Source organism: Streptomyces rubradiris, from assembly GCF_016860525.1.
In the GTDB taxonomy this organism is placed as follows: Bacteria; Actinomycetota; Actinomycetes; order Streptomycetales; family Streptomycetaceae; genus Streptomyces; species Streptomyces rubradiris.
Genome location: NZ_BNEA01000001.1, coordinates 745,778 through 764,847, shown reverse-complemented (window position 1 = coordinate 764,847; position 19,070 = coordinate 745,778). Strand labels below are relative to the sequence as shown.

20 protein-coding genes are annotated in these 19,070 nt (G+C 72.7%); 3 read left to right on the top strand and 17 right to left on the bottom strand.

All coding sequences use genetic code 11. The features are described 5' to 3' along the window. Nucleotides 1–9: 9 nt before the first annotated feature. From rocD to Srubr_RS03565, 8 genes are all read right to left on the bottom strand, one after another. On the bottom strand, nucleotides 10–1,227 hold the full coding sequence (gene rocD / locus Srubr_RS03600; RefSeq protein ID WP_189993580.1) for an ornithine--oxo-acid transaminase: 1,218 nt from the start codon (nucleotides 1,225–1,227) through the stop codon (nucleotides 10–12). Beyond that, nucleotides 1,227–2,036 carry a dimethylargininase gene (ddaH, locus tag Srubr_RS03595; RefSeq protein WP_189993578.1) on the bottom strand — a complete coding sequence of 270 codons (810 nt, stop codon included), beginning with the start codon at nucleotides 2,034–2,036 and terminating at the stop codon, nucleotides 1,227–1,229. Before ddaH ends, rocD begins: the two co-directional genes overlap by 1 nt. 160 nt (nucleotides 2,037–2,196) lie before the next feature. Next, on the bottom strand, nucleotides 2,197–2,682 hold the full coding sequence (locus Srubr_RS03590; RefSeq protein ID WP_189993576.1) for an Lrp/AsnC family transcriptional regulator: 486 nt from the start codon (nucleotides 2,680–2,682) through the stop codon (nucleotides 2,197–2,199). Nucleotides 2,683–2,716: 34 nt separating this feature from the next. After that, on the bottom strand, nucleotides 2,717–2,893 hold the full coding sequence (locus Srubr_RS03585; RefSeq protein WP_189993574.1) for a hypothetical protein: 177 nt from the start codon (nucleotides 2,891–2,893) through the stop codon (nucleotides 2,717–2,719). Between the two features lie 136 nt (nucleotides 2,894–3,029). Next, nucleotides 3,030–3,980, bottom strand: a complete 951-nt coding sequence (locus tag Srubr_RS03580) for a cytochrome c oxidase assembly protein (protein WP_189993572.1) — start codon at nucleotides 3,978–3,980, stop codon at nucleotides 3,030–3,032. 138 nt (nucleotides 3,981–4,118) lie between these two features. Next, entirely contained in the window at nucleotides 4,119–5,144 is a 1,026-nt protein-coding gene (locus Srubr_RS03575) for a 6-phosphofructokinase (RefSeq protein WP_189993571.1), read from the bottom strand. A gap of 237 nt (nucleotides 5,145–5,381) precedes the next feature. Beyond that, nucleotides 5,382–6,110, bottom strand: coding sequence for a type 1 glutamine amidotransferase (locus Srubr_RS03570; protein ID WP_189754472.1), 729 nt, complete (start codon nucleotides 6,108–6,110; stop codon nucleotides 5,382–5,384). A gap of 21 nt (nucleotides 6,111–6,131) precedes the next feature. Then, on the bottom strand, nucleotides 6,132–7,370 hold the full coding sequence (locus Srubr_RS03565) for a Mur ligase family protein (RefSeq protein WP_181793633.1): 1,239 nt from the start codon (nucleotides 7,368–7,370) through the stop codon (nucleotides 6,132–6,134). A gap of 153 nt (nucleotides 7,371–7,523) precedes the next feature. Between Srubr_RS03565 and def the strand changes: the two genes are divergently transcribed. Beyond that, nucleotides 7,524–8,081, top strand: a complete 558-nt coding sequence (def, locus tag Srubr_RS03560) for a peptide deformylase (protein ID WP_189993569.1) — start codon at nucleotides 7,524–7,526, stop codon at nucleotides 8,079–8,081. An 18-nt stretch (nucleotides 8,082–8,099) separates the two neighbouring features. On the opposite strand, the gene Srubr_RS03555 is transcribed toward def, so the two are convergent. After that, complete coding sequence (locus tag Srubr_RS03555; RefSeq protein WP_189993567.1) at nucleotides 8,100–8,744, bottom strand: TetR family transcriptional regulator; 645 nt, start codon at nucleotides 8,742–8,744, stop codon at nucleotides 8,100–8,102. A 164-nt stretch (nucleotides 8,745–8,908) separates the two neighbouring features. On the opposite strand from Srubr_RS03555, the gene Srubr_RS03550 reads away from it, so the two are divergent. After that, a complete protein-coding gene (locus tag Srubr_RS03550; protein WP_189993565.1) occupies nucleotides 8,909–10,165 on the top strand; it encodes an acyl-CoA dehydrogenase family protein in 1,257 nt (418 codons plus the stop codon). A gap of 40 nt (nucleotides 10,166–10,205) precedes the next feature. Here the strand turns inward: Srubr_RS03550 and Srubr_RS03545 are convergent, their stop codons facing one another. From Srubr_RS03545 to Srubr_RS03510, 8 genes are all read right to left on the bottom strand, one after another. Continuing rightward, on the bottom strand, nucleotides 10,206–10,727 hold the full coding sequence (locus tag Srubr_RS03545; RefSeq protein WP_030603852.1) for a cupin domain-containing protein: 522 nt from the start codon (nucleotides 10,725–10,727) through the stop codon (nucleotides 10,206–10,208). A gap of 7 nt (nucleotides 10,728–10,734) precedes the next feature. After that, nucleotides 10,735–11,949, bottom strand: coding sequence for a cytochrome P450 (locus Srubr_RS03540; protein WP_189993563.1), 1,215 nt, complete (start codon nucleotides 11,947–11,949; stop codon nucleotides 10,735–10,737). Beyond that, nucleotides 11,946–13,010 carry a type III polyketide synthase gene (locus tag Srubr_RS03535; RefSeq protein WP_189993561.1) on the bottom strand — a complete coding sequence of 355 codons (1,065 nt, stop codon included), beginning with the start codon at nucleotides 13,008–13,010 and terminating at the stop codon, nucleotides 11,946–11,948. The genes Srubr_RS03540 and Srubr_RS03535 overlap by 4 nt, the downstream gene beginning before the upstream one ends. A gap of 400 nt (nucleotides 13,011–13,410) precedes the next feature. Further along, nucleotides 13,411–13,644 carry a DUF6213 family protein gene (locus Srubr_RS03530; RefSeq protein ID WP_030603860.1) on the bottom strand — a complete coding sequence of 78 codons (234 nt, stop codon included), beginning with the start codon at nucleotides 13,642–13,644 and terminating at the stop codon, nucleotides 13,411–13,413. A 26-nt stretch (nucleotides 13,645–13,670) separates the two neighbouring features. Further along, nucleotides 13,671–15,056, bottom strand: a complete 1,386-nt coding sequence (locus Srubr_RS03525; protein ID WP_189993559.1) for an NADP-dependent succinic semialdehyde dehydrogenase — start codon at nucleotides 15,054–15,056, stop codon at nucleotides 13,671–13,673. Nucleotides 15,057–15,133: 77 nt separating this feature from the next. Then, nucleotides 15,134–15,607, bottom strand: a complete 474-nt coding sequence (locus Srubr_RS03520; RefSeq protein WP_189993557.1) for an NUDIX domain-containing protein — start codon at nucleotides 15,605–15,607, stop codon at nucleotides 15,134–15,136. Continuing rightward, nucleotides 15,604–17,142: an ATP-dependent DNA ligase gene (locus Srubr_RS03515; protein WP_189993555.1), complete on the bottom strand. Its 1,539-nt coding sequence runs from the start codon at nucleotides 17,140–17,142 to the stop codon at nucleotides 15,604–15,606. Before Srubr_RS03515 ends, Srubr_RS03520 begins: the two co-directional genes overlap by 4 nt. Nucleotides 17,143–17,297: 155 nt before the next feature. Next, nucleotides 17,298–18,224, bottom strand: coding sequence for an NAD(P)/FAD-dependent oxidoreductase (locus Srubr_RS03510; protein ID WP_189993553.1), 927 nt, complete (start codon nucleotides 18,222–18,224; stop codon nucleotides 17,298–17,300). A gap of 77 nt (nucleotides 18,225–18,301) precedes the next feature. On the opposite strand from Srubr_RS03510, the gene Srubr_RS03505 reads away from it, so the two are divergent. After that, nucleotides 18,302–18,874 carry a helix-turn-helix domain-containing protein gene (locus Srubr_RS03505; protein ID WP_189993551.1) on the top strand — a complete coding sequence of 191 codons (573 nt, stop codon included), beginning with the start codon at nucleotides 18,302–18,304 and terminating at the stop codon, nucleotides 18,872–18,874. The last annotated feature ends 196 nt before the right edge of the window (nucleotides 18,875–19,070 follow it).

Here is a 19,070-nt window from a genome sequence, read left to right as displayed (position 1 = left end):
GCGCGCTCCTCAGACCAGCACCTTCTCCAGCGCGCCCAGCGCCGACCGCAGCTCCTCCGCCGTGATGGTCAGCGGCGGCGCCAGCCGGATCGTGGAGCCGTGGGTGTCCTTGACCAGGACCCCCTCGCGCATCAGCCGCTCACTGATCTCCCGGCCGGTGCCGAGCGCCGGGTCGACGTCCACCCCGGCCCACAGCCCCCGGGCCCGGAACCCGGTCACGCCCCTGCCGGTCAGGTCGGTCAGCCCGTCCCGCAGGAGCACCCCCAGCTCGGCCGCCCGGCGCTGGAACTCGCCCGTCTCCAGCAGCTCCACCACGGCCGTGCCGACCGCCGCGGCCAGCGGATTGCCGCCGAACGTCGAACCGTGCTCGCCGGGACGCAGCACGCCCAGCACCTCGCGCCGGGCCACCACCGCCGACACCGGCACGATGCCGCCGCCCAGCGCCTTGCCGAGCAGCAGCATGTCCGGCAGCACGTCCTCGTGCTCGACGGCGAGGGTACGGCCGGTGCGGCCGAGGCCCGACTGGATCTCGTCGGCGACGAACAGGCAGCCCGCGCGGCGGGTCAGCTCGCGCACCCCCGCGAGATAGCCGTCGTCGGGCACGATCACGCCCGCCTCGCCCTGGATGGGCTCGATCAGCACCGCCGCCGTGGTGTCGTCGACCGCCGCCTCGAGCGCGGCCAGGTCGTTGTACGGCACCACCCTGAAGCCTGGCGTGAAGGGCCCGAAGCCGGCCCGGGCCGTCTCGTCCGTGGAGAAGCCGACGATCGTCGTCGTACGGCCGTGGAAGTTCTCCGCCGCGACCACGATCGTCGCCCGGCCCTCGGGGACGCCCTTCACGTCGTACGCCCATTTGCGGGCCACCTTGATGCCGCTCTCCACGGCCTCCGCGCCGGTGTTCATCGGCAGCACCATGTCCAGCCCGGTCAGCTCCGCGAGCCGTTCGGCGAAGTGGGCCAGCCGGTCGTTGTGGAAGGCGCGGGAGGTCAGGGTGAGCCGGTCGAGCTGGCGGTGGGCGGCCTCGACCAGCGCCGGGTGCCGGTGGCCGAAGTTCAGGGCCGAGTAGCCGGCCAGCATGTCGAGGTAGCGGTTGCCCTCGACGTCCTCCACCCAACTGCCCTCGGCCCGCGCCACGACCACGGGCAGCGGGTGGTAGTTGTGCGCGAGCACCGGCTCCTCCGCGCGGATCAGCTGCTCGGACGTACGGGGGCGCGCGGGTGCGGTCATCAGCGGATCTCCTGGGTGCAGCACTTGATGCCGCCGCCGGCCTTGTGGAGCTCGGACAGGTCGACGGGGACGGGGACATAGCCGTGGTCGGCGAGGCGTGCGGCCAGCGCCCCGGCCTGGGGGGCGATGAAGACGTGCCGGCCGTCGCAGACGGAGTTCAGGCCGAAGGCCAGCGCGTCCTCGCGGGTGGCGAGCACCGCCTCCGGGTACAGCCGCTGGAGCACTTCGCGGCTGCCCGGCGAGAAGGCCTCCGGGTAGTAGCAGACGTTCTCGTCGTCGAGCACGAACAGCGCGGTGTCCAGGTGGTAGAAGTACGGGTCCACCAGCCGCAGGCCGATCACCGGCCGGCCCAGGTACTCCTGCGCCTCCCGGTGTGCCTCGGGGGTGGTGCGGAACCCGGTGCCGGCGAGCACGTACCGGCCCGTCCACACCAGGTCGCCCTCGCCCTCGGCCACCGACTCAGGCCGGTACACGTCGTAGCCGGCCGTCTTGAACCAGGTGTCGTAGTGCTCCGACTCCGGGCGCCGCTCGGGGGCGTGGAAGAGGGAGCCGAAGACCCGGCCGCCGACGACGAGGGCCGCGTTGGCGGCGAAGACCATGTCCGGCAGGCCGGGAACCGGCTCGACGCGGTCGACGGTGTGGCCGTGATCCTCGTAGGCGCGGATCAGCGACCGCCACTGCTCCCGGGCCAGGCCCGCGTCGACGGGGAGGCCGGGGTGCATCCAGGGGTTGATCGCGTACTGGACGGCGAAGTGCCTGGGTTCGCAGACGAGGAATCGCCGGGGACGCGGCACACGACGTTCGGTCACAGAGGGTTCCCTCCGCTTTCCTGTGTGTCACTAGGGGGTGACACCACGGTAGGAAGGGAGGGAGACGGCCGACAAGCGCGAAAGGCTGCGTAGATGCGCAGCATCGCTGCGTTCTCACCGGCACGCACGCACGCCTCCTGCGCGCGCCCCCGCTGTCCGGTCACTCGGGGGCCGCGTGGGTGGCACCCGCCTCCGGGCTCTCCGGGAGCAGGTGGGACAGCACCATCACGCTGATCGTCTTGCGGATGAACGGCTCGGCGCGAATCCGCTCCAGCACCTCCTCGAAGTGCTCCACGTCCCGCGCCCGCACGTGCAGCAGCGCGTCGGCGCCGCCGGTCACCGTCATGGCCGCCGCGATCTCCGGATGGTTGCGCACCACCTCCGCCAGGCGCCGGGGCGGAGCCGCGCCCTCGCAGTAGACCTCGACGTACGCCTCCGTGCGCCAGCCCAGCGCCGCCGGTTTCACCGTCGCCGTGAACCCGGTGATCACCCCGGTCTCCCGCAGCCGGTCCACCCGCCGCTTGACCGCCGTGGCGGACAGCCCCACGTCCGTGCCGATCTCGGCGAAACTCGTGCGGGCGTTCGCCATGAGCGCGGTGATGATCCGGCGGTCCAGCTCGTCGAACGCGGGTGTCCTGCTGTTCATGCGGGCACTGTAGCCAGCTCCCGCGGGCCGTGGCTCAGGACCGGGTGACGACCACGGCCAGGGTCAGCAGCCCCAGCACCACCCAGCCGAACCACAGCCAGCCGTTGCTGCCGAGCGCGACCGTGTAGGCGGTCACGAGGACCAGCGCGCCGGCCGTGAGACCCCCCATCGTCTTGGCGGAGCCATTGGAGCCGTTCGTGGTACCGGGCATCGCGACACCCTCCTCGTGGTCCGTCCCCGACCCATGGTGCCCCGATTCCCGCCCCGGCGGGATACGGCGGGACACCGCGGGGTACGACGACGGGCCGGAGCCCGGTCGGCTCCGGCCCGTACGGGACACCCCGGCTTCAGCCCTCGCGGGCGCTCAGCGAGGCCAGATAGGCGTTGTACGCCTCCAGCTCCTTGTCACCGTCCCGGTCGGCGGCCCGGTCCTTGCGCTTGGCCTGCCGCTGCTCGGAGCGGTACCACTGGAACAACAGCGCGATCAGCACCAGCACCGACGGGATCTCGCTGAACGCCCAGGCGATGCCGCCCGCCGCGCTCTGGTCGGACAGCGCGTCGATGCCCAGCGAGGCCGGCGGGTGCTCGAAGGTGTCCACCATCGTGGTCGACGCCATCATGAGCGCGATGCCGAAGAACGCGTGGAAGGGCATGCCCGCGAACAGCTCCAGCATCCGCATCAGGTGGCCCGGCCGGTGCGGGCCGGGGTCCACACCGATGATCGGCCAGAAGAACACCACACCGACCGCGAGGAAGTGCACCATCATCGCGATGTGCCCGGTCTTCGAGCCCATCAGGAAGTCGAACAGCGGGGTGAAGTACAGGGCGTACAGGCTGGCGATGAACAGCGGGATGGTGAACGCCGGGTGGGTGATGACCCGCATGTACCGGCTGTGCAGCAGCATCAGCAGCAGCTCGCGCGGCCCCTTGCGGCCCCTGCCCGCGGCCGGCAGCGCGCGCAGCGCCAGCGTGACGGGGGCGCCGAGCAGGATCAGGATCGGCGACAGCATGCTGATCACCATGTGCTGCACCATGTGCACGCTGAACATGACCATGCCGTAGTCGTTCAGCTTGGTGCACATCACCAGGGCGATGGTGAGCACGCCGGCGACGAACGACACCGTCCGCCCGGCCGGCCACGCGTCCCCGCGCCGCCGCAGCCGTACGACGGCCCACCCGTACAGGGCCAGCCCGGCCACGCAGGCGACGAGGAAGAAGGGGTCCGCCGACCACGCAAGCCCTCGCCCCAGCGTGAACGGCGGCAGATCCATCATCATGCCGTGCCCGCTGTGATCCATCCGCCGGCTCCTGTTTCGTGGGGGTTGTGCGAGTTGTCCGCCCCCAAGAGTAGAACCGCCCCCGGTCCTGACCGCGACCGGGGGCGGATTGTTCTGCCCTGAACGACAAGACGCCCGCGCACCGCGAGACGCCGCGAACTACAAGACGCACTCCGCCTCGTCGTACCGCGCGGCGGGTACCGTCTTCAGCGTCTCCACGGCGTCGGCCAGCGGCACCATGACGATGTCGGTCCCCCGCAGCGCGGTCATCGCGCCGAACTCCCGCCGGTGCACCGCCTCCACCGCATGCCATCCGAACCGCGTGGCCAGCACCCTGTCGTACGCCGTGGGCGTCCCGCCGCGCTGCACATGCCCGAGGATCACCGGCCGGGCCTCCTTGCCGAGGCGCTGCTCCAGCTCGACCGACAGCTGCCGGGCGATGCCCGCGAAGCGCTCGTGGCCGTAGACGTCCTTGCCGCCCTCGTCGAAGTCCATGGTGCCGGGACGCGGCTTGGCGCCCTCCGCGGCGACCACGATGGCGAACCGCTTGCCGGCCGCGAACCGCTCGCCGACCTTCCGTGCCAACTCCTCGATGTCGAAGGGCCGCTCGGGCACGACGACGGCGTGGGCGCCGGCCGCCATGCCGGAGTGCAGCGCGATCCAGCCGGTGTGCCGGCCCATGACCTCCACGATGAGCACCCGCTGGTGGGACTCGGCGGTGGTCTTCAGCCGGTCCAGGGCCTCGGTCGCCACGGTCACCGCGGTGTCGAAGCCGAAGGTGACATCGGTGACCGCGATGTCGTTGTCGATGGTCTTGGGCACGCCCACGATGGGCAGACCGTTGTCCGAGAGCAGCCGGGCCGCCTTCAGGGTGCCCTCACCGCCGATCGGGATGATCGCGTCCAGGCCCAGTTCCGCGACATGGCCCCGGGCGCGCTCCACGCCGTCCCGCAGGTGCTCCGGGCGAACCCGGGAGGAGCCGAGGACGGTGCCGCCGCGGGCCAGGATGCCGGCCACGGCGTCCAGGTCGAGCTTGCGGTAGTCGCACTCCAGGAGGCCCTTCCAGCCGTCCCGGAAACCGATGACCTCGTCGCCGTGGTCGGCGACGGCACGGTGCACGACGGACCGGATGACGGCATTCAGGCCGGGGCAGTCGCCGCCGGACGTGAGGACACCAATGCGCATAGCCCGAAATACCTTCTCAACGTGGGCCGGGTGACCGGACCACGTTGTCCGGCGGATTCCCGGCCACCCTACCGGCGTGAGGGGGTGGCTCCACAGCGGGCGTCCGCCTGCTGGACGCGCCCGCACATGTGAGCGGACGAGCCGTCAGGCGGGCCCGCCGGAAGTCTGCCGGACCACGCTGAGATCCCGTTGAAGGGACGGTTACGGGGGCCGCCGTAACCGCCCCTCGCCCGTGGGCTACGCGGGCTGCTGGGCCGCCGCGATGCGCTCGTTGCGCAGCGCCTCGTACCAGCGGTCGTCGATCGGCGGCAGCGCGTTGACGTCCAGCGCCAGCTTCAGCAGCAGGTCGGCGATCAACGGGTTGCGGGCGAGGACCGGTCCGTGCATGTACGTGCCGAACACCGTGCCGTTGTACGCGCCCTCGGTGCCGTCCCCGGTGCCGTTGCCCTTGCCGATCTTCACCCGGGCGAAGGGGCGGGCCGTCGGGCCGAGGTGGGTGACGCCCTGGTGGTTCTCGAAGCCGGTCAGCTGGGGCAGCCCGAGCTGCGGGTCGATGTCCCCGAGCACGTCACCGACGCACCGCTCGCCCTCGCCGCGCACCGACACCACGTCGAGCAGGCCGAGGCCCGGCTCGCGCTGGCCGAGGTCGTTGATGAACTCGTGGCCGAGGATCTGGTAGCCGGCGCACACCGAGAACACGATCGCGCCGTTCTCCACCGCGCGGTGCAGATGCCCGTCCCGGCGCAGCCGCTCGGCCGCGAGCCGCTGCGGACGGTCCTCGCCGCCGCCGATCAGGTAGATGTCGCCGGAGGTCGGGATCGGCTGGTCGCTGCGCACGTCGAGCCGGGCCACGTCCAGGCCGCGCTGCCGGGCCCGGCGCTCCACGACGAGGGCGTTGCCCTGGTCGCCGTAGGTGCTCAGCAGGTCCGGGTAGATCCACACCAGCCGCAGTTGGTTGTCGCTCATGAGGTGATCGCCCTTCGAAGATCAGTTGCCGACGCGGCGGCGCAGGTCCTGGAACGCGGTGTAGTTCGCGATGACCTCGATCCGGCCCGGCGGGCACATCTGCACGGCCTGGTCGAGGTTGTCGCAGACCTGGAAGTGCTGGTTCGCGACCTCCAGGCGGACGGCGAGGTCCAGCTTCCGGTCGCCGATGACGAAGATCGGGTGGCCGGTCAGCCGGGTGTAGTCGACGTCCCACAGCCAGGAGGTGTCGGTACCGTCGGCCCCGCGCGCGTTCACGGACAGGATCACCGGCGCCGGCGGCGGGTCGATCAGGGAGAACGTCTCCAGCCAGCCGGCCGGGTTCTTGGCCAGCAGCAGCCTGAGGTCGCGGTTCTGGAACTGCACCACGTCGTACCGGCCGGCCACCGCCTGCACCTGGTACATCCGCTCCAGGGCGACCTGCGGCGGCACCCCGAAGACGGCGGCGACGGCCGCGGAGGACGCGGCGTTGGCCTTGTTGGCGCGGCCCGGCAGCTGGAGGTGGATCGGCCACGCGGACCCGTGCGGGTCCAGCACGTGGTCGCCGGACAGCGCCCAGGTCGGCGTGGGCCGGCGGAAGCCGCACTCGCCGCAGAACCAGTCGTCGCCGGGGCGCTGCATCACACCACCGCACGACGGGCAGGACCAGGCGTCGTCCTTCCACATCTGGCCGGCCGCGACCCAGACCACGTTCGGGGAGGAGGACGCGGCCCACACCACCAGCGGGTCGTCGCAGTTGGCGACGACGACCGCCTTGGAGCCGGCCAGGCCCTCGCGCCAGTTCTCGGCGAGCATCCGGGTCTCGGCCGCGCGGTCCAGCTGGTCCCGGGAGAGGTTCAGCAGCGCGATGCACTTGGGGTCGGTGTCCCGGGCCACTCCGGCCAGGTACTTCTCGTCGACCTCGATGACGCCGAACTTCGCGTCCGAGCCGCCCGCGAGCGCCGAGGTGATGCCGGCCGGCATGTTGGCGCCGAGCGCGTTCGACACGACCGGACCCGCGGCGCGCAGCGCCTCGGCGATGAGCCGGGTGGTCGTGGTCTTGCCGTTCGTCGCCGACACCAGGACGACGTCCAGGTTCTGGGCGAGCCGCCCGAGCAGGTCGGGGTCGAGTTTCAGCGCGACCCGGCCACCGATCACCGACCCGCTGCCGCGTCCCGCGGCGCGCGATGCCGCAGCGACCGCCTTGCCCGCGGTCACGGCCAGCTTGGCCCGCGGCGTGAGCGGGTCCGAGTTGCCTGCCATCAGTTCTCGATCCTCCTTGCGTACGCGCCGCGCCTGGGGCCATCCGGCAGCGTGGTGGGACCCTCAGCCTATCGAGATCCGTTCACACACCCGAATTCCGGCCTCCGCTCACCCGCGGCGGGCATGAGCTGAAGGAACCGTACCCTTGCCGCCATGCGACACGGTTCCATTCCGGGCGCCCGCGGGCGCGTCCGGCCCCTCACCCTGCTCGGCGACGCGGCACTGCGCGAGCCCTGCCGGGACGTCACCGACTTCGGCCCCGCCCTCGCGGCCCTCGTGGAGGACCTGTTCGCCACGATGTACGCGGCGCGCGGGGTCGGGCTGGCGGCGAACCAAGTGGGCGTGCCCCTGCGGGTGTTCGTCTACGACTGCCCCGACGACGAGGACGTGCGGCACCTGGGCCACGTGGTGAACCCGCGGCTGGTGGAGGCGGACGGCGTGGTGATCCGGGGCCCGGAGGGCTGCCTGTCGCTGCCGGGGCTGGAGGCGGGCACCGAGCGCTACGACCACGCGGTGGTCGAGGGCCGGACGGTGGCCGGGGAGCCGGTCACCGTGCACGGCACCGGCTTCTTCGCCCGGTGCCTCCAGCACGAGTGCGACCACCTGGAGGGAGAGATCTACGCCGACCGTCTGACGGGGTGGCGCCACCGGAGGCTGATGCGTCAGGTCTCCCGCGCCTCCTGGCACCGGGGGAGCGGTACGGCGGGGTAGGCCGGTGGCCGGCGGCCGTCAGAAGCCCGGTCCGCCCAGCCGGTCCCCGGCGGCGGCCAGCCGGCCCCACAGCAGGTCGGCGAGGGAGCGCACCAGCTCGGCCCGGGAGCAGGGACGTTCCCCCAGCCACCAGTCGCCGGCCGCGTGCATCATCCCGACGATCCCGTGGCCCCACACCCGGGCCAGCTGCCGGCTGTCCGGTCCCAGGTCCACCCGCTCCTCGATGACCTGGGCCAGCTCCTCGCCCATCCGCCGCAGCAGCGGCACGGAGTGCTTGCCGACGTCGAAGCCCTGTTCCCCGCCGGCGCTGCCCTCGGCCGGATGCATCAGGAACCGGTACACCTGGGGCCGCGCCTCGATGGCGGCGAGGTAGGTGTCGAGGGTCGCCTCGACCCGCTCGCGCCGCCCGGCGGGCGCGTCCAGCGCCGCCCGCAGCGAGGCCAGCAGGGCGTCGGTGTGCCGCTGGGCCAGGGCCGCGTAGAGACCGCCCTTGTCGCCGAAGTGCCGGTACAGGATCGGCTTGGTGATCCCCGCTTCCGCCGCGATCGCGTTCATCGACGCCTGCGGGCCGTCGCGCAGCACCACCCGGTCGGCGGCCTCCAGCAGCTCGCGCCGGCGGCGGTCGGCGGACCGCTGCTGCTCGGTCCGCTGTGTGGTGTCCATGTGCTCTCCCCACCCGTGCTGATTCGGTGACGCCTGCGCAAACTAACACTGACGGCGTCCCTGACATCGAACGGGAGGCCGAGGGACTCGGCGGTTGACAATCCTACCGGCCGGTAACAGACTCGCGTTACCGTTAGTAACATCGCAGCGCCGCTGGAGGGGACATGGCCGAGTTCACCATGGAGCTCAACGACGAGCAGAAGGAAGTCCGGGACTGGCTCCATGGCTTCGCCGCGGACGTGATCCGCCCGGCGGCCGCCGAGTGGGACGAGCGCGAGGAGACCCCCTGGCCCGTCATCCAGGAGGCCGCGAAGGTCGGCATCTACTCCCTCGACTTCTACGCGCAGCAGTACTTCGACCCCACCGGTCTCGGCATCCCGATGACGATGGAGGAGCTGTTCTGGGGGGACGCCGGCATCGCCCTGTCCATCGTGGGCACCGGCCTCGCCGCCGTCGGCGTCCTCGCCAACGGTACCGACGAGCAGATCGGCACCTGGATCCCGCAGATGTACGGCGACCAGAACGACGTCAAGGTCGCCGCGTTCTGCTCCTCCGAGCCCGACGCCGGCTCCGACGTCGCCTCCATGCGCACCCGCGCCGTCTACGACGAGGCCAAGGACGAGTGGGTGATCAACGGCACGAAGACCTGGGCGACCAACGGCGGCATCGCCAACGTCCACGTGGTCGTCGCCGTCGTCGACCCGGAACTGGGCTCCAAGGGCCACGCCTCCTTCATCGTCCCGCCCGGCACGCCCGGCCTGTCCCAGGGGCAGAAGTTCAAGAAGCACGGCATCCGCGCCTCCCACACCGCCGAGGTCGTCCTGGACGACGTCCGGGTGCCCGGCTCCTGCCTGCTCGGCGGCAAGGAGAAGCTGGACGAGCGCCTCGCGCGGGCCCGGGAGAAGGCCAGGGCCGCCGGGGGCGTGGGGGTCCCCCCGGCCGAAGGCTGGGGGAGGGTGAAGAACGCGGCGATGGCCACCTTCGAGGCGTCCCGGCCGGCCGTCGGCGCCATGGCCGTGGGCACCGCCCGGGCCGCCTACGAGGTCGCGCTCGACTACGCCAAGACCCGCGAGCAGTTCGGGCGGCCGATCATCGACAACCAGGGCGTGGCCTTCCAGCTCGCGGACATGCGCACGCGGATCGACGCGGCACGGCTGCTGGTGTGGCGGGCCTCCTGGATGGCCGTCAACGGCAAGCCGTTCACCGCGGCCGAGGGATCCATGTCCAAGCTGTTCGCGAGCGAGACCGCGAAGCAGGTGACCGCGCAGGCCGTCCAGATCCTGGGCGGCAACGGGTACACGCGGGAGTACCCGGTGGAGCGGATGCACCGGGACGCCGCCATCTACACCATCTTCGAGGGGACCAGCGAGATCCAGCGGCTGGTCATCGCCCGGACCCTGTCGGGCATGCCCATCCGCTGACGTCGGGGCGGAGCCGCGCAGCGCACCCGGCTCCGCCTCCTCACCGGTGCTTCAGCGGCGTCAGCTGTTCGATGTCGTACTTCGCCCTGAGCGCCTCGATCGCCTCCTGGTCCGGCGGCCCCCCGTCGGCCAGGATCTCCAGCAGTTCCTCGAAGTAGCGTTCGTGGTCCGGCGGGGGAGACGCCTGGAAGAACATCTTCGCCGGGCTCTCCGTCGGGTTGGCGAAGGCGTGGGGGCAGCCCGGCGGTACGACGATGACCGTGCCCGGAGTCGCGCGCACCACCCGGCTGCCCGAAGGCGACTGCCACTTCTGCCAGTTGTCGGGGGTACGGATGCGCGGCTCGAAGGCGAGGACGTCCAGCTCGCCTTCGAGGACGTAGAACAACTCCTCGCTGCGCGTGTGCACATGGGCGCCCACGTCGAAGCCGGGCGGCACCTCCACCTCGAAGGTGGAGGCCATCCGCGAATGGGTGCCGGTGACCTTGAACGTCACCCGCTGGGCCGGGGTCTCGACGACACGGCCGTGCCCCGGTGGCACGTACAGTCCCTCGGTCTCGGTCATGAGCGCCTCACCACGTCACCGGAAGGGCCTCGGGGCCCCGGATCAACACGCCCTTGCGGAACGGGACCTGATCCGGCGGTACGGCCAGTCTCAGCCCCGGCACCCGGTCCAGCAGGGCGTCCGTCAGCAGCTCCTCCTCCATCCGGGCCAGGATGCCGCCCGGGCAGTAGTGCGGGCCGAAGCCGAAGGCCGCGTGCGGGTTGGGGCTGCGGGAGAAGTCGATGGCGTCCGGGTCGGGGAAGACCTCGGGGTCGCGGTTGGCGGCCAGGTACGAGACGTAGACCGGGTCGCCCGCGCGGATGCGGACCCCGCCGATGTCCACGTCCTCCAGGGCGACGCGGGACAGCCCGACCGCGTTGCGGTGCGGGATGTAGCGCAGGAGTTCATCGATCGCCCGGGGCCTGAGCTCCGGCTCCGCGCGCAGCCGCCGCAGCAGCGCGGGGCGGGTCAGCAGCAGGTAGAAGAGCTGCCCGCTGTTGCTGGTGACCGCCTCGCCGCCGATCTGGAGGAGGACGGCGAGGCCGACGGCCTGGTCCAGCGTGATCTCCGCACGGCCCACCGCGGCGCCCAGCAGCGAGGTGACGTCCTCGCCGGTGCCGTGCTCGCGCCGCCCGATCAGCTCGGCGAAGTACGCGGCCATCTCCCGCTTGGCCCGCTCGCTGATCCGCTTGCCGTGCGAGGACGAGAGGATCAGCCCGGTCCAGGTGTGCAGGGCGTGCCGGTCGCCGGCCGGGACGCCCATCAGCTCGCAGATCACCGCGATCGGGAACGGGCCGAGCACCGCGCTGGTCAGGTCCGCGGGCGGACCGCCGCGCAGCAGCTCGTCGACCAGCTCCGCCAGCTCGGCCCGCGCCTTCCCCCGCACCCGCTCCACGCCCTTGGCGCCGAACGCGGCGGCCACCGAGCGGCGCAGCCGGGTGTGTTCGGGCGGATCGAGGAAGCCGACCGCGCCCGGTTCGGGGATGAAGTGCGGGGCGAGCCGGGTGACCTGCTTGGCCCTGACCGCCGCGCGGCTGAAGCGGGGGTCGCCCGCCACCCTGCGCACGTCCTCGTACCGGGTGACCAGCCACGCCCAGCCCTCGCCGTGCGGCAGCTGGACGCGGGTGACCGGGCCCTCCGCCATCAGGTCGGCCAGTACCGGGTCGAAGTCGGTCCCGGGCAGGTCGAGCGCCGGCCAGTGCCGTACCGGGGGCAGGGTCTCGGGGAGCGCCGGCGCGGTCACCGCCCGGCTCCGTCCCCGTCGGCCCAGCGCCCGACCGTCATCTCGGCGGTGATCCCCGGGCCGAACCCGGCGAGCAGCCCGCGGGCCCGGTCCTCGGCGCCGCCCTCGTCGAACAGCCGGCGCAGCGCGTCCAGGACGACGGCGCTCGCGATGTTGCCGTACTCGGTGAGCGTGGCCCGGCTGAACCGGAAGGCGTGCGGGTCGACCTCGAGGAACTTGCTCAGGTCGTCGAGGATGCGCGGACCGCCCGCGTGGATGATGTAGAAGTCCAGGTCGGACGCGTCCCAGCCGTGCGTGCCGGCCAGTTCCCGCAAGGCCGGGGCGAGCGGCTCCATGGTGGTCGGCACCCGCTTGTCCAGCAGGAAGTGGAAGCCGGTCGCGCGCACGTCGTAGGCGATCCAGTCCTCGGTCTTCGGGATCAGGTAGGAGCCGTTGCGCTCCAGGGTGACGCCCCGGCCGCCGCGCCCGCGGACCACGGCGGCGGCGATGCCGTCGCCGAACAGCCCGTTGGAGAGCAGCGAGCCGACGCCGAGGTCGGTGGGCTGGTAGCACAGCGAGCAGAACTCGCAGGCCACGATGAGGGCGTTGGCGTGCGGGTAGGCCGAGCAGAAGTCGTGCGCCCGGTTGATCGCCGCGCCCCCGGCCGCGCAGCCCAGCTGGGCGATCGGGAGCTGACGGGTGGTGCTGTCGAAGTCCATCTCGTTGATCAGCCACGCCGTGAGCGAGGGCATCATGAAGCCCGTGCACGACACGTAGATGATCACGTCGATGTCACTGGTGAGCAGTTCCGCGTCGTCCAGCGCGCGCTGGATCACCGCGGGGACCCGGGCCTTGGCCTCGGCCTCGTAGAGCTTGTTGCGCTCCTCGAAGCCCGGGTGCTTCAGGGTCTCCTCGATGGGCTGGACGATGTGCCGCGTCTTGACGCCGGTGTTCTCGATCAGCCTGAGGGCGAGTGGCAGTTGTGGGTGGTCGGCGTGGCGGGAGCGCGCCAGCTCCAGCGTCTCCTCCATCGTGATCACGTACTCCGGGACCGACACCGAGGGCTTGCACAAGGTCGCCATGAACCGTCCCTGCTTTCCGCGTTCCGACAGGGCCTTCGCCCGCCGGTCAGAAGGTGGGTTCGCCTCTGTGGGCGCTCCACCCACCGTCACCCGGGAGGGCGATGATCTCGCGTTGGATTACTCCGAACCGGGGACCCCGGGGTCCGGCCCGCAGGGCGATTCCTGCGGCCGGACGAGGGAAAACGGCAGGCCGGCCGTTATGCCTGAGGGCCCGGCGGCGAGGAGAACGGGCCGCGGGCGGGGAGGGCTCGGGCCGTGGACGGCAGGCGGTTCGGGCCGCGGGCGGCCGAGGCCCGGTGGGCACGGCGGGGGCGCCTTGAGCACAGGCGGCCGGGGCATGGGGCGGGAGCCTGGCGGACGCGGCCCGGCTGCCGGGGTGGTGAGGGCGTTCGGGCGCGGCCTACTGCGTCCCGCTGCTGTGCGCGATGCACGCGACGTCGATCCGGTCCGCCAGCTTGGCCAGCTCGATGGTCAGCGCCGCCACGGTGTCCTCGTCGAGCCCCTGCTCGCCCGCCTCGACCAGATGCAGCCATCGCGCGCCCACGGTCCGCAACAACTTACTCACGTCGGCCGCGGAGACCTGCAAGGCCCCGCGGTCGTCGACGATCAGAGGCAGGGTCACTTCGCGGTTCACAGAACGGGATGGTAGCCGCGCGGCCCTCACGCACCCTGCCAAACCGTGGTGATGTTGCAGAACTCCCGGATTCCGTGCCCGGACAGCTCACGCCCGTACCCCGAGCGCTTCACCCCGCCGAACGGGAACGCCGGGTGGGAGGCGGTCATCCCGTTGACGTACACCGAACCGGCCTCGAGGTCCCGGGTGAACCGCTCGACCTCGGCCTCGTCCCGCGTCCACACGTTCGAACTCAGGCCGAACGGCGAGTCGTTGGCGATGAGCACGGCCTCGTCCACGTCGTCCGCCCGGTACAGCGTGGCGACCGGTCCGAACGCCTCCTCGCGGTGCACGCGCATCTCCCGGGTGATGCCGGACAGCACGGTCGGCGGGTAGTACCAGCCGGGCCCGTCCGGCCGCTCGCCGCCGCACAGCACCCTCGCCCCGCCGCGCCGGGCGTCGTCGACCAGCTCCTCCAGGTCGGCGCGGCCCCGCTCGCTGGCGACCGGCCCGACCTCGGTGTCCTCCGCCAGCGGGTCACCGACCTTCAGGGCCCGCATGCCCGCGACGAACTTCTCGGCGAACGCCTCGTAGACGTCGGTGTGCACGATGAACCGCTTCGCGGCGATGCAGGACTGCCCGTTGTTCTGCACCCGCGCGGTCACCGCGACCTCGGCCGCGCGGTCGAGGTCGGCGGAGGGCATCACGATGTACGGGTCGCTGCCGCCCAGCTCCAGCACCGTCTTCTTGATCATCTCCCCGGCGGTGGACGCGACCGCCCGGCCCGCCGGTTCGCTGCCGGTCAGGGTGGCCGCCCTGACCCGCTCGTCGCGCAGGATGTCGTCCACCGCGCCGGAGCCGATCAGCAGCGTCTGGAAGCAGCCCTCCGGGAAGCCCGCCCGGTGGAAGAGGTCCTCCAGGTACAGGGCCGTCTGCGGCACGTTGGAGGCGTGCTTGAGCAGGCCCACGTTGCCGGCCATCAGGGCGGGCGCCGCGAACCGGACCACCTGCCACAGCGGGAAGTTCCACGGCATCACGGCGAGCACCGGGCCGAGCGGGCGGTAGCGCACCCGCACCCGCGAGGCGCCCGAGTCGCGCACGTCCGACTCGGCGGGCTCCTCGTCGGCCAGCAGCCGTTCGGCGTGCTCGGCGTACCAGCGCATCGCCTTGGCGCACTTCGCCGCCTCCGCGCGGGCCTGCCGGACGGGTTTGCCCATCTCGGTCGTGACGACCCGGCCGATCTCCCGCTGGTCCTCGTCCAGCAGCTCGGCGGCCTTGTCCAGCAACCGGGCGCGCTCGGCGAACGAGGTCGTCCGGTAGGTGCGGAACGTGGCCTCGGCCAGCTCCAGCCGGCGTTCCAGCTCGTCCTCGTCCATGGGCTCGTACGTCTTGAGCGTCTCGCCGTTCGCCGGGTTCACCGTCGCGATGGGCATGACCGACCTCCCTGGGAGCGGGCTTGTCTCGACCTTCGCGCGCGGCCCGGCAAGCCGCAACGCGACAGGTCCTCCGATCAGCCCGAGTGCTCCGCCAGCCGGTCGAGAAACGCGGCCTGCGCCGTGATGATCACCGCACGGGCCCGGTCCGGGGTGAACCACGCCACCCGGTCCAGCTCCGGGAACTCCTGGAGCCGGCCGGACCGCGGCGGCCACTCCATGGTGAACGTCCCCGGCTCGATCGTCTCCGGGTCGAAGTCCGCCGCAACCGCCCAGGCCGTGACGATCTTGCCGTTGCGCTGTACGACCTCGCCCAGCGGTACGGCCTCCCCGTCCGGCGGCGCCACCCCCAGCTCCTCGCGGAACTCCCGCCGGGCCGCCTCCCAGGCCGGCTCCGCCGGGTCGTACTCGCCCTTGGGCACGGTCCAGGCGCCCGCGTCCTTCCTGGCCCACAGCGGGCCGCCCATATGGCCGAGCAACACTTCCAGGCCCCGATCCGTGTGCCGGAACAACAGCAGTCCCGCGCTGCGCCTCGCCGTCCGCGCCGTCATGGCCCGACCTCCGGATGGGCTGCCAGCAGGGACTGAACGGTGTCCGCCTCCTCGGGGCGCTTGTCCTCGCGGTAGCGGAGCACGCGGGCGAAGCGCAGGGTGACCCCGGCCGGATAGCGGGTGGAGCGCTGCAGGCCGTCGTAGGCGATCTCCACGACGAGTTCGGGGCGCACCCGCACCACCCGGCCGTCGTCCTCGACCGCCAGCTCCTGAAGCCGCCCGGTCTGCCAGGCGAGCATCGCGTCCGTCATGCCCTTGAAGGTCTTGCCGAGCATCGCGAAGCCGCCGTCCTCGGTGCGGGCGCCGAGGTGGAGGTTGGACAGCCGGCCGGTGCGCCGGCCGTGGCCCCACTCGGCGGCCAGCACCACCAGGTCCAGGGTGTGCACGGGCTTGACCTTCAGCCAGGACGCGCCTCGCCGGCCCGCGCTGTAGGGCGCGTCGAGCGCCTTGACCACCACGCCCTCGTGGCCCCGGGCCAGGGTGTCCGCGAGGAACCGCTCCGCCTCCGCCAGGTCCTCGGGGCCCGCGACCAGCGTGCGCCGCACCCGCATCGGCTCGGGCACCAGCCGGGCCAGCTCCGCGTGCCGCTCGGCGAACGGCAGGTCGAGCAGGTCGCGGCCGTCCACCGCGAGGGCGTCGAAGAAGACGGGGGAGACCGGGACCTCCTCGGCCGCCCGCGCCACGTCGGACCGGGAACCCACCCGGCCCGCCGTCTCCTGGAAGGACCGGGGTCGCCCCGCCGCGTCGAAGGAGATCACCTCCCCGTCCAGGATGAACCCCTCGCTGGGCAACTCCAGTGCCGCGGCCGTGACTTCGGGCAGCCGGCCGGTGATGTCGTCCAGGGTGCGGGTGTGGACCCGCACCCGGTCGCCGTCCCGGTGCACCTGGACCCGGATGCCGTCCAGCTTCTCCTCCACCGCGCAGGCGCCCAGCTTCCGCACCGCCTCCGCGACCGACGACGCGCTGTGCGCCAGCATCGGCAGCACCGGGCGGCCCACCGTGAGCCGGAACCGCTCCAGCGCCGCCGGCCCCTCGCCGAGCAGCGCCTCGGCCACCGCCTGGAGCGACCCGGCGAGCATCACGGCCCGCCGTACGTCCGCCGAATCCGCCCCGGTCGCCTGGGCCAGGCCCTCCACCGCGACCGCGTCCAGCGCGCCCTGGCGGACCTCCCCGGTGAGCAGGCCGAGCAGGAAGCGCTGCTCGGCCTCGGTCGCCGCGCCCATCAGCTCGCCGACGATCCGGGACCGCTCCGCCTGCGCCCCGGGCCCGGCCACCTTGCCCAGCTCGCCGAGCCGGGCGTCGACCTCGCGCACGGTGAGCGTCGGCTCGGCGGCCGGCGGCACCGGGCGGCCCAGCACCTTCCAGCCGACCCCGAGCCGGCCCTGCGGCAGCCGCCCGGCCAGATACGGGATGACGATCGGCACGTCCTCCGGCCCGGCCTCCCGGAACAACTGCGCGAGCAGCGCGGTCTTGCGGGACCGCGCCGCCGTCGCGGCGACCTCCCGGGACACCTCGGCCAGCCGGGTCAGCAGCATGTCCCCAGAGTGCACCGGGGGCGCCCGGTCCACACCCCCACGGCCGCGTCCAGGCCGGTCATCAGCGGTTCCGTGCCGACCCGCCGCGCCCGCGGGCCGCGTGGTTTCCCGCCTGCGGGTCGCGTCGTGGCTGGTCGCGCGGTTCCCCGCACCCCTTACGGGGCGCTTTCGTCGAGGTCGCTCATCAGCAGCTCCGCGTTGATCGCCACGCCCGCCCGGTAGCCCCGGCTGGCCGCGTTCACCACCTGCTCGGTGGGCCCGCTCGCGTTGCCCGCCGCCCACAGCCCGGGCACGCTGGTCAGGCCCCGTTCGTCGATCACCGGATAGCTGCCGAACGGGGTCTCGCGCATGTCCGCGCCCAGCTTGACCAGCAGATCGTTGTGCGGGACGGCGCGCGGGGCGGCGTACAGCACCGCGCGGTCGTGCACCGTGCCGTCCGAAAGCCGGACTCCGGTGAGCCGGTCGTCGGTGACCACCAGTTCCGCCACCTCCCCGGGCACCACCCCGACCCCGGCGGCGGCCAGCCGGCGCAGGTCCTGGTCGGTCAGCTCGGCCTCGTCCACCCGGTGCAGGAAGAGCCGTACGTCCTTCGACCACTGGGTGACCATCAGCGCCTGGTGCACGCTGAGCGGCGAGGTGGCGAGCACCCCGGTCGGCAGGTCGCGCATTTCCCAGCCGTGGCAGTACGGGCAGTGCAGCACGTCCCGGCCGAACCGCCCGGCCAGGCCCGGGACCGGCGGCAGCTCGTCGCGCAGGCCGGTCGCGATCACCAGCCGCCGGGCCCGCACCGCCCGGCCCCCGGCCAGGACGACGGTGAAGTCCGTGTCCCTCCTCGCGTCCACCACCCGGCCTTCGACGAGCTCCACGCCGTACCGGGCGATCTCCGCGCGCCCGACCGCCAGGAACTCGGCCGGGGACATGCCGTCCCGGGAGAGGTACCCCTGCATGTGCGCGGACGGCGCGTTGCGCGGCTCGCCCGCGTCGACCACCAGGGTGCGGCGCCGGGACCGGCCCAGCACCAGCGCGGCGGACAGCCCGGCCGCCCCGCCGCCGACGACGACCACTTCGTAGTTCTCGGTCATGGTGACCACCTCCGCCCCGACCGTCGCCCAAGTCGTGCGGTATTGACAAACATCTTTGCCGAACCTGCAATGAGACCATGAGTACCGACGACGTTCTTGCCGAGGTCGGCCCCCGGCTGCGGCGGCTCCGCAAGGAGCGGGAGGTGACCCTGGCGGCGCTGTCGGAGGCCACCGGCATCTCCGTCAGCACCCTGTCCCGGCTGGAGTCCGGCCTGCGCAAGCCCAGCCTGGAACTGCTGCTGCCCATCGCCCAGGCCCACCAGGTCCCGCTGGACGAACTGGTCGGGGCCCCGCCGGTCGGCGACCCCCGGGTGCGGGCCCGGCCGATCACCCGGCACGGGCGCACCCTGTATCCGCTGACCCGGCAGCCCGGCGGGCTCCAGGCCTACAAGGTGGTCGAACCGCAGCGCGGCGCCGAGCCCGACCCGCGCACCCACGAGGGCTACGAATGGCTGTACGTGCTGGCCGGGCGGCTGCGGCTGGTGCTCGGACAGCACGACGTGGTGCTCTCGCCGGGCGAGGCGGCCGAGTTCGACACCCGGGTGCCGCACTGGTTCGGGCCGGCGGGGGACGGGCCGGTGGAGTTCCTGAGCCTGTTCGGGCCGCAGGGGGAGCGGATGCACGTACGGGCGCGGCCGGCCCGTTCCTGACGTGCGCGTCGCGTGCGGGGCTGCCACTCCCGTGGCGTGCGCGTCGCGTGCGGGGCTGCCACTCCCGTGGCGTGCGCGTCGCGTGCTGGGCTGCCGCCCCCCCCTGTGACGTCCGCGTCGCGCGTGCGCTGCTGCCCTGTGACGTCCGCTCGGAGTCCGGGGCCCGTCGGCTGTTCCCTGATCGGCAAGCGACCGC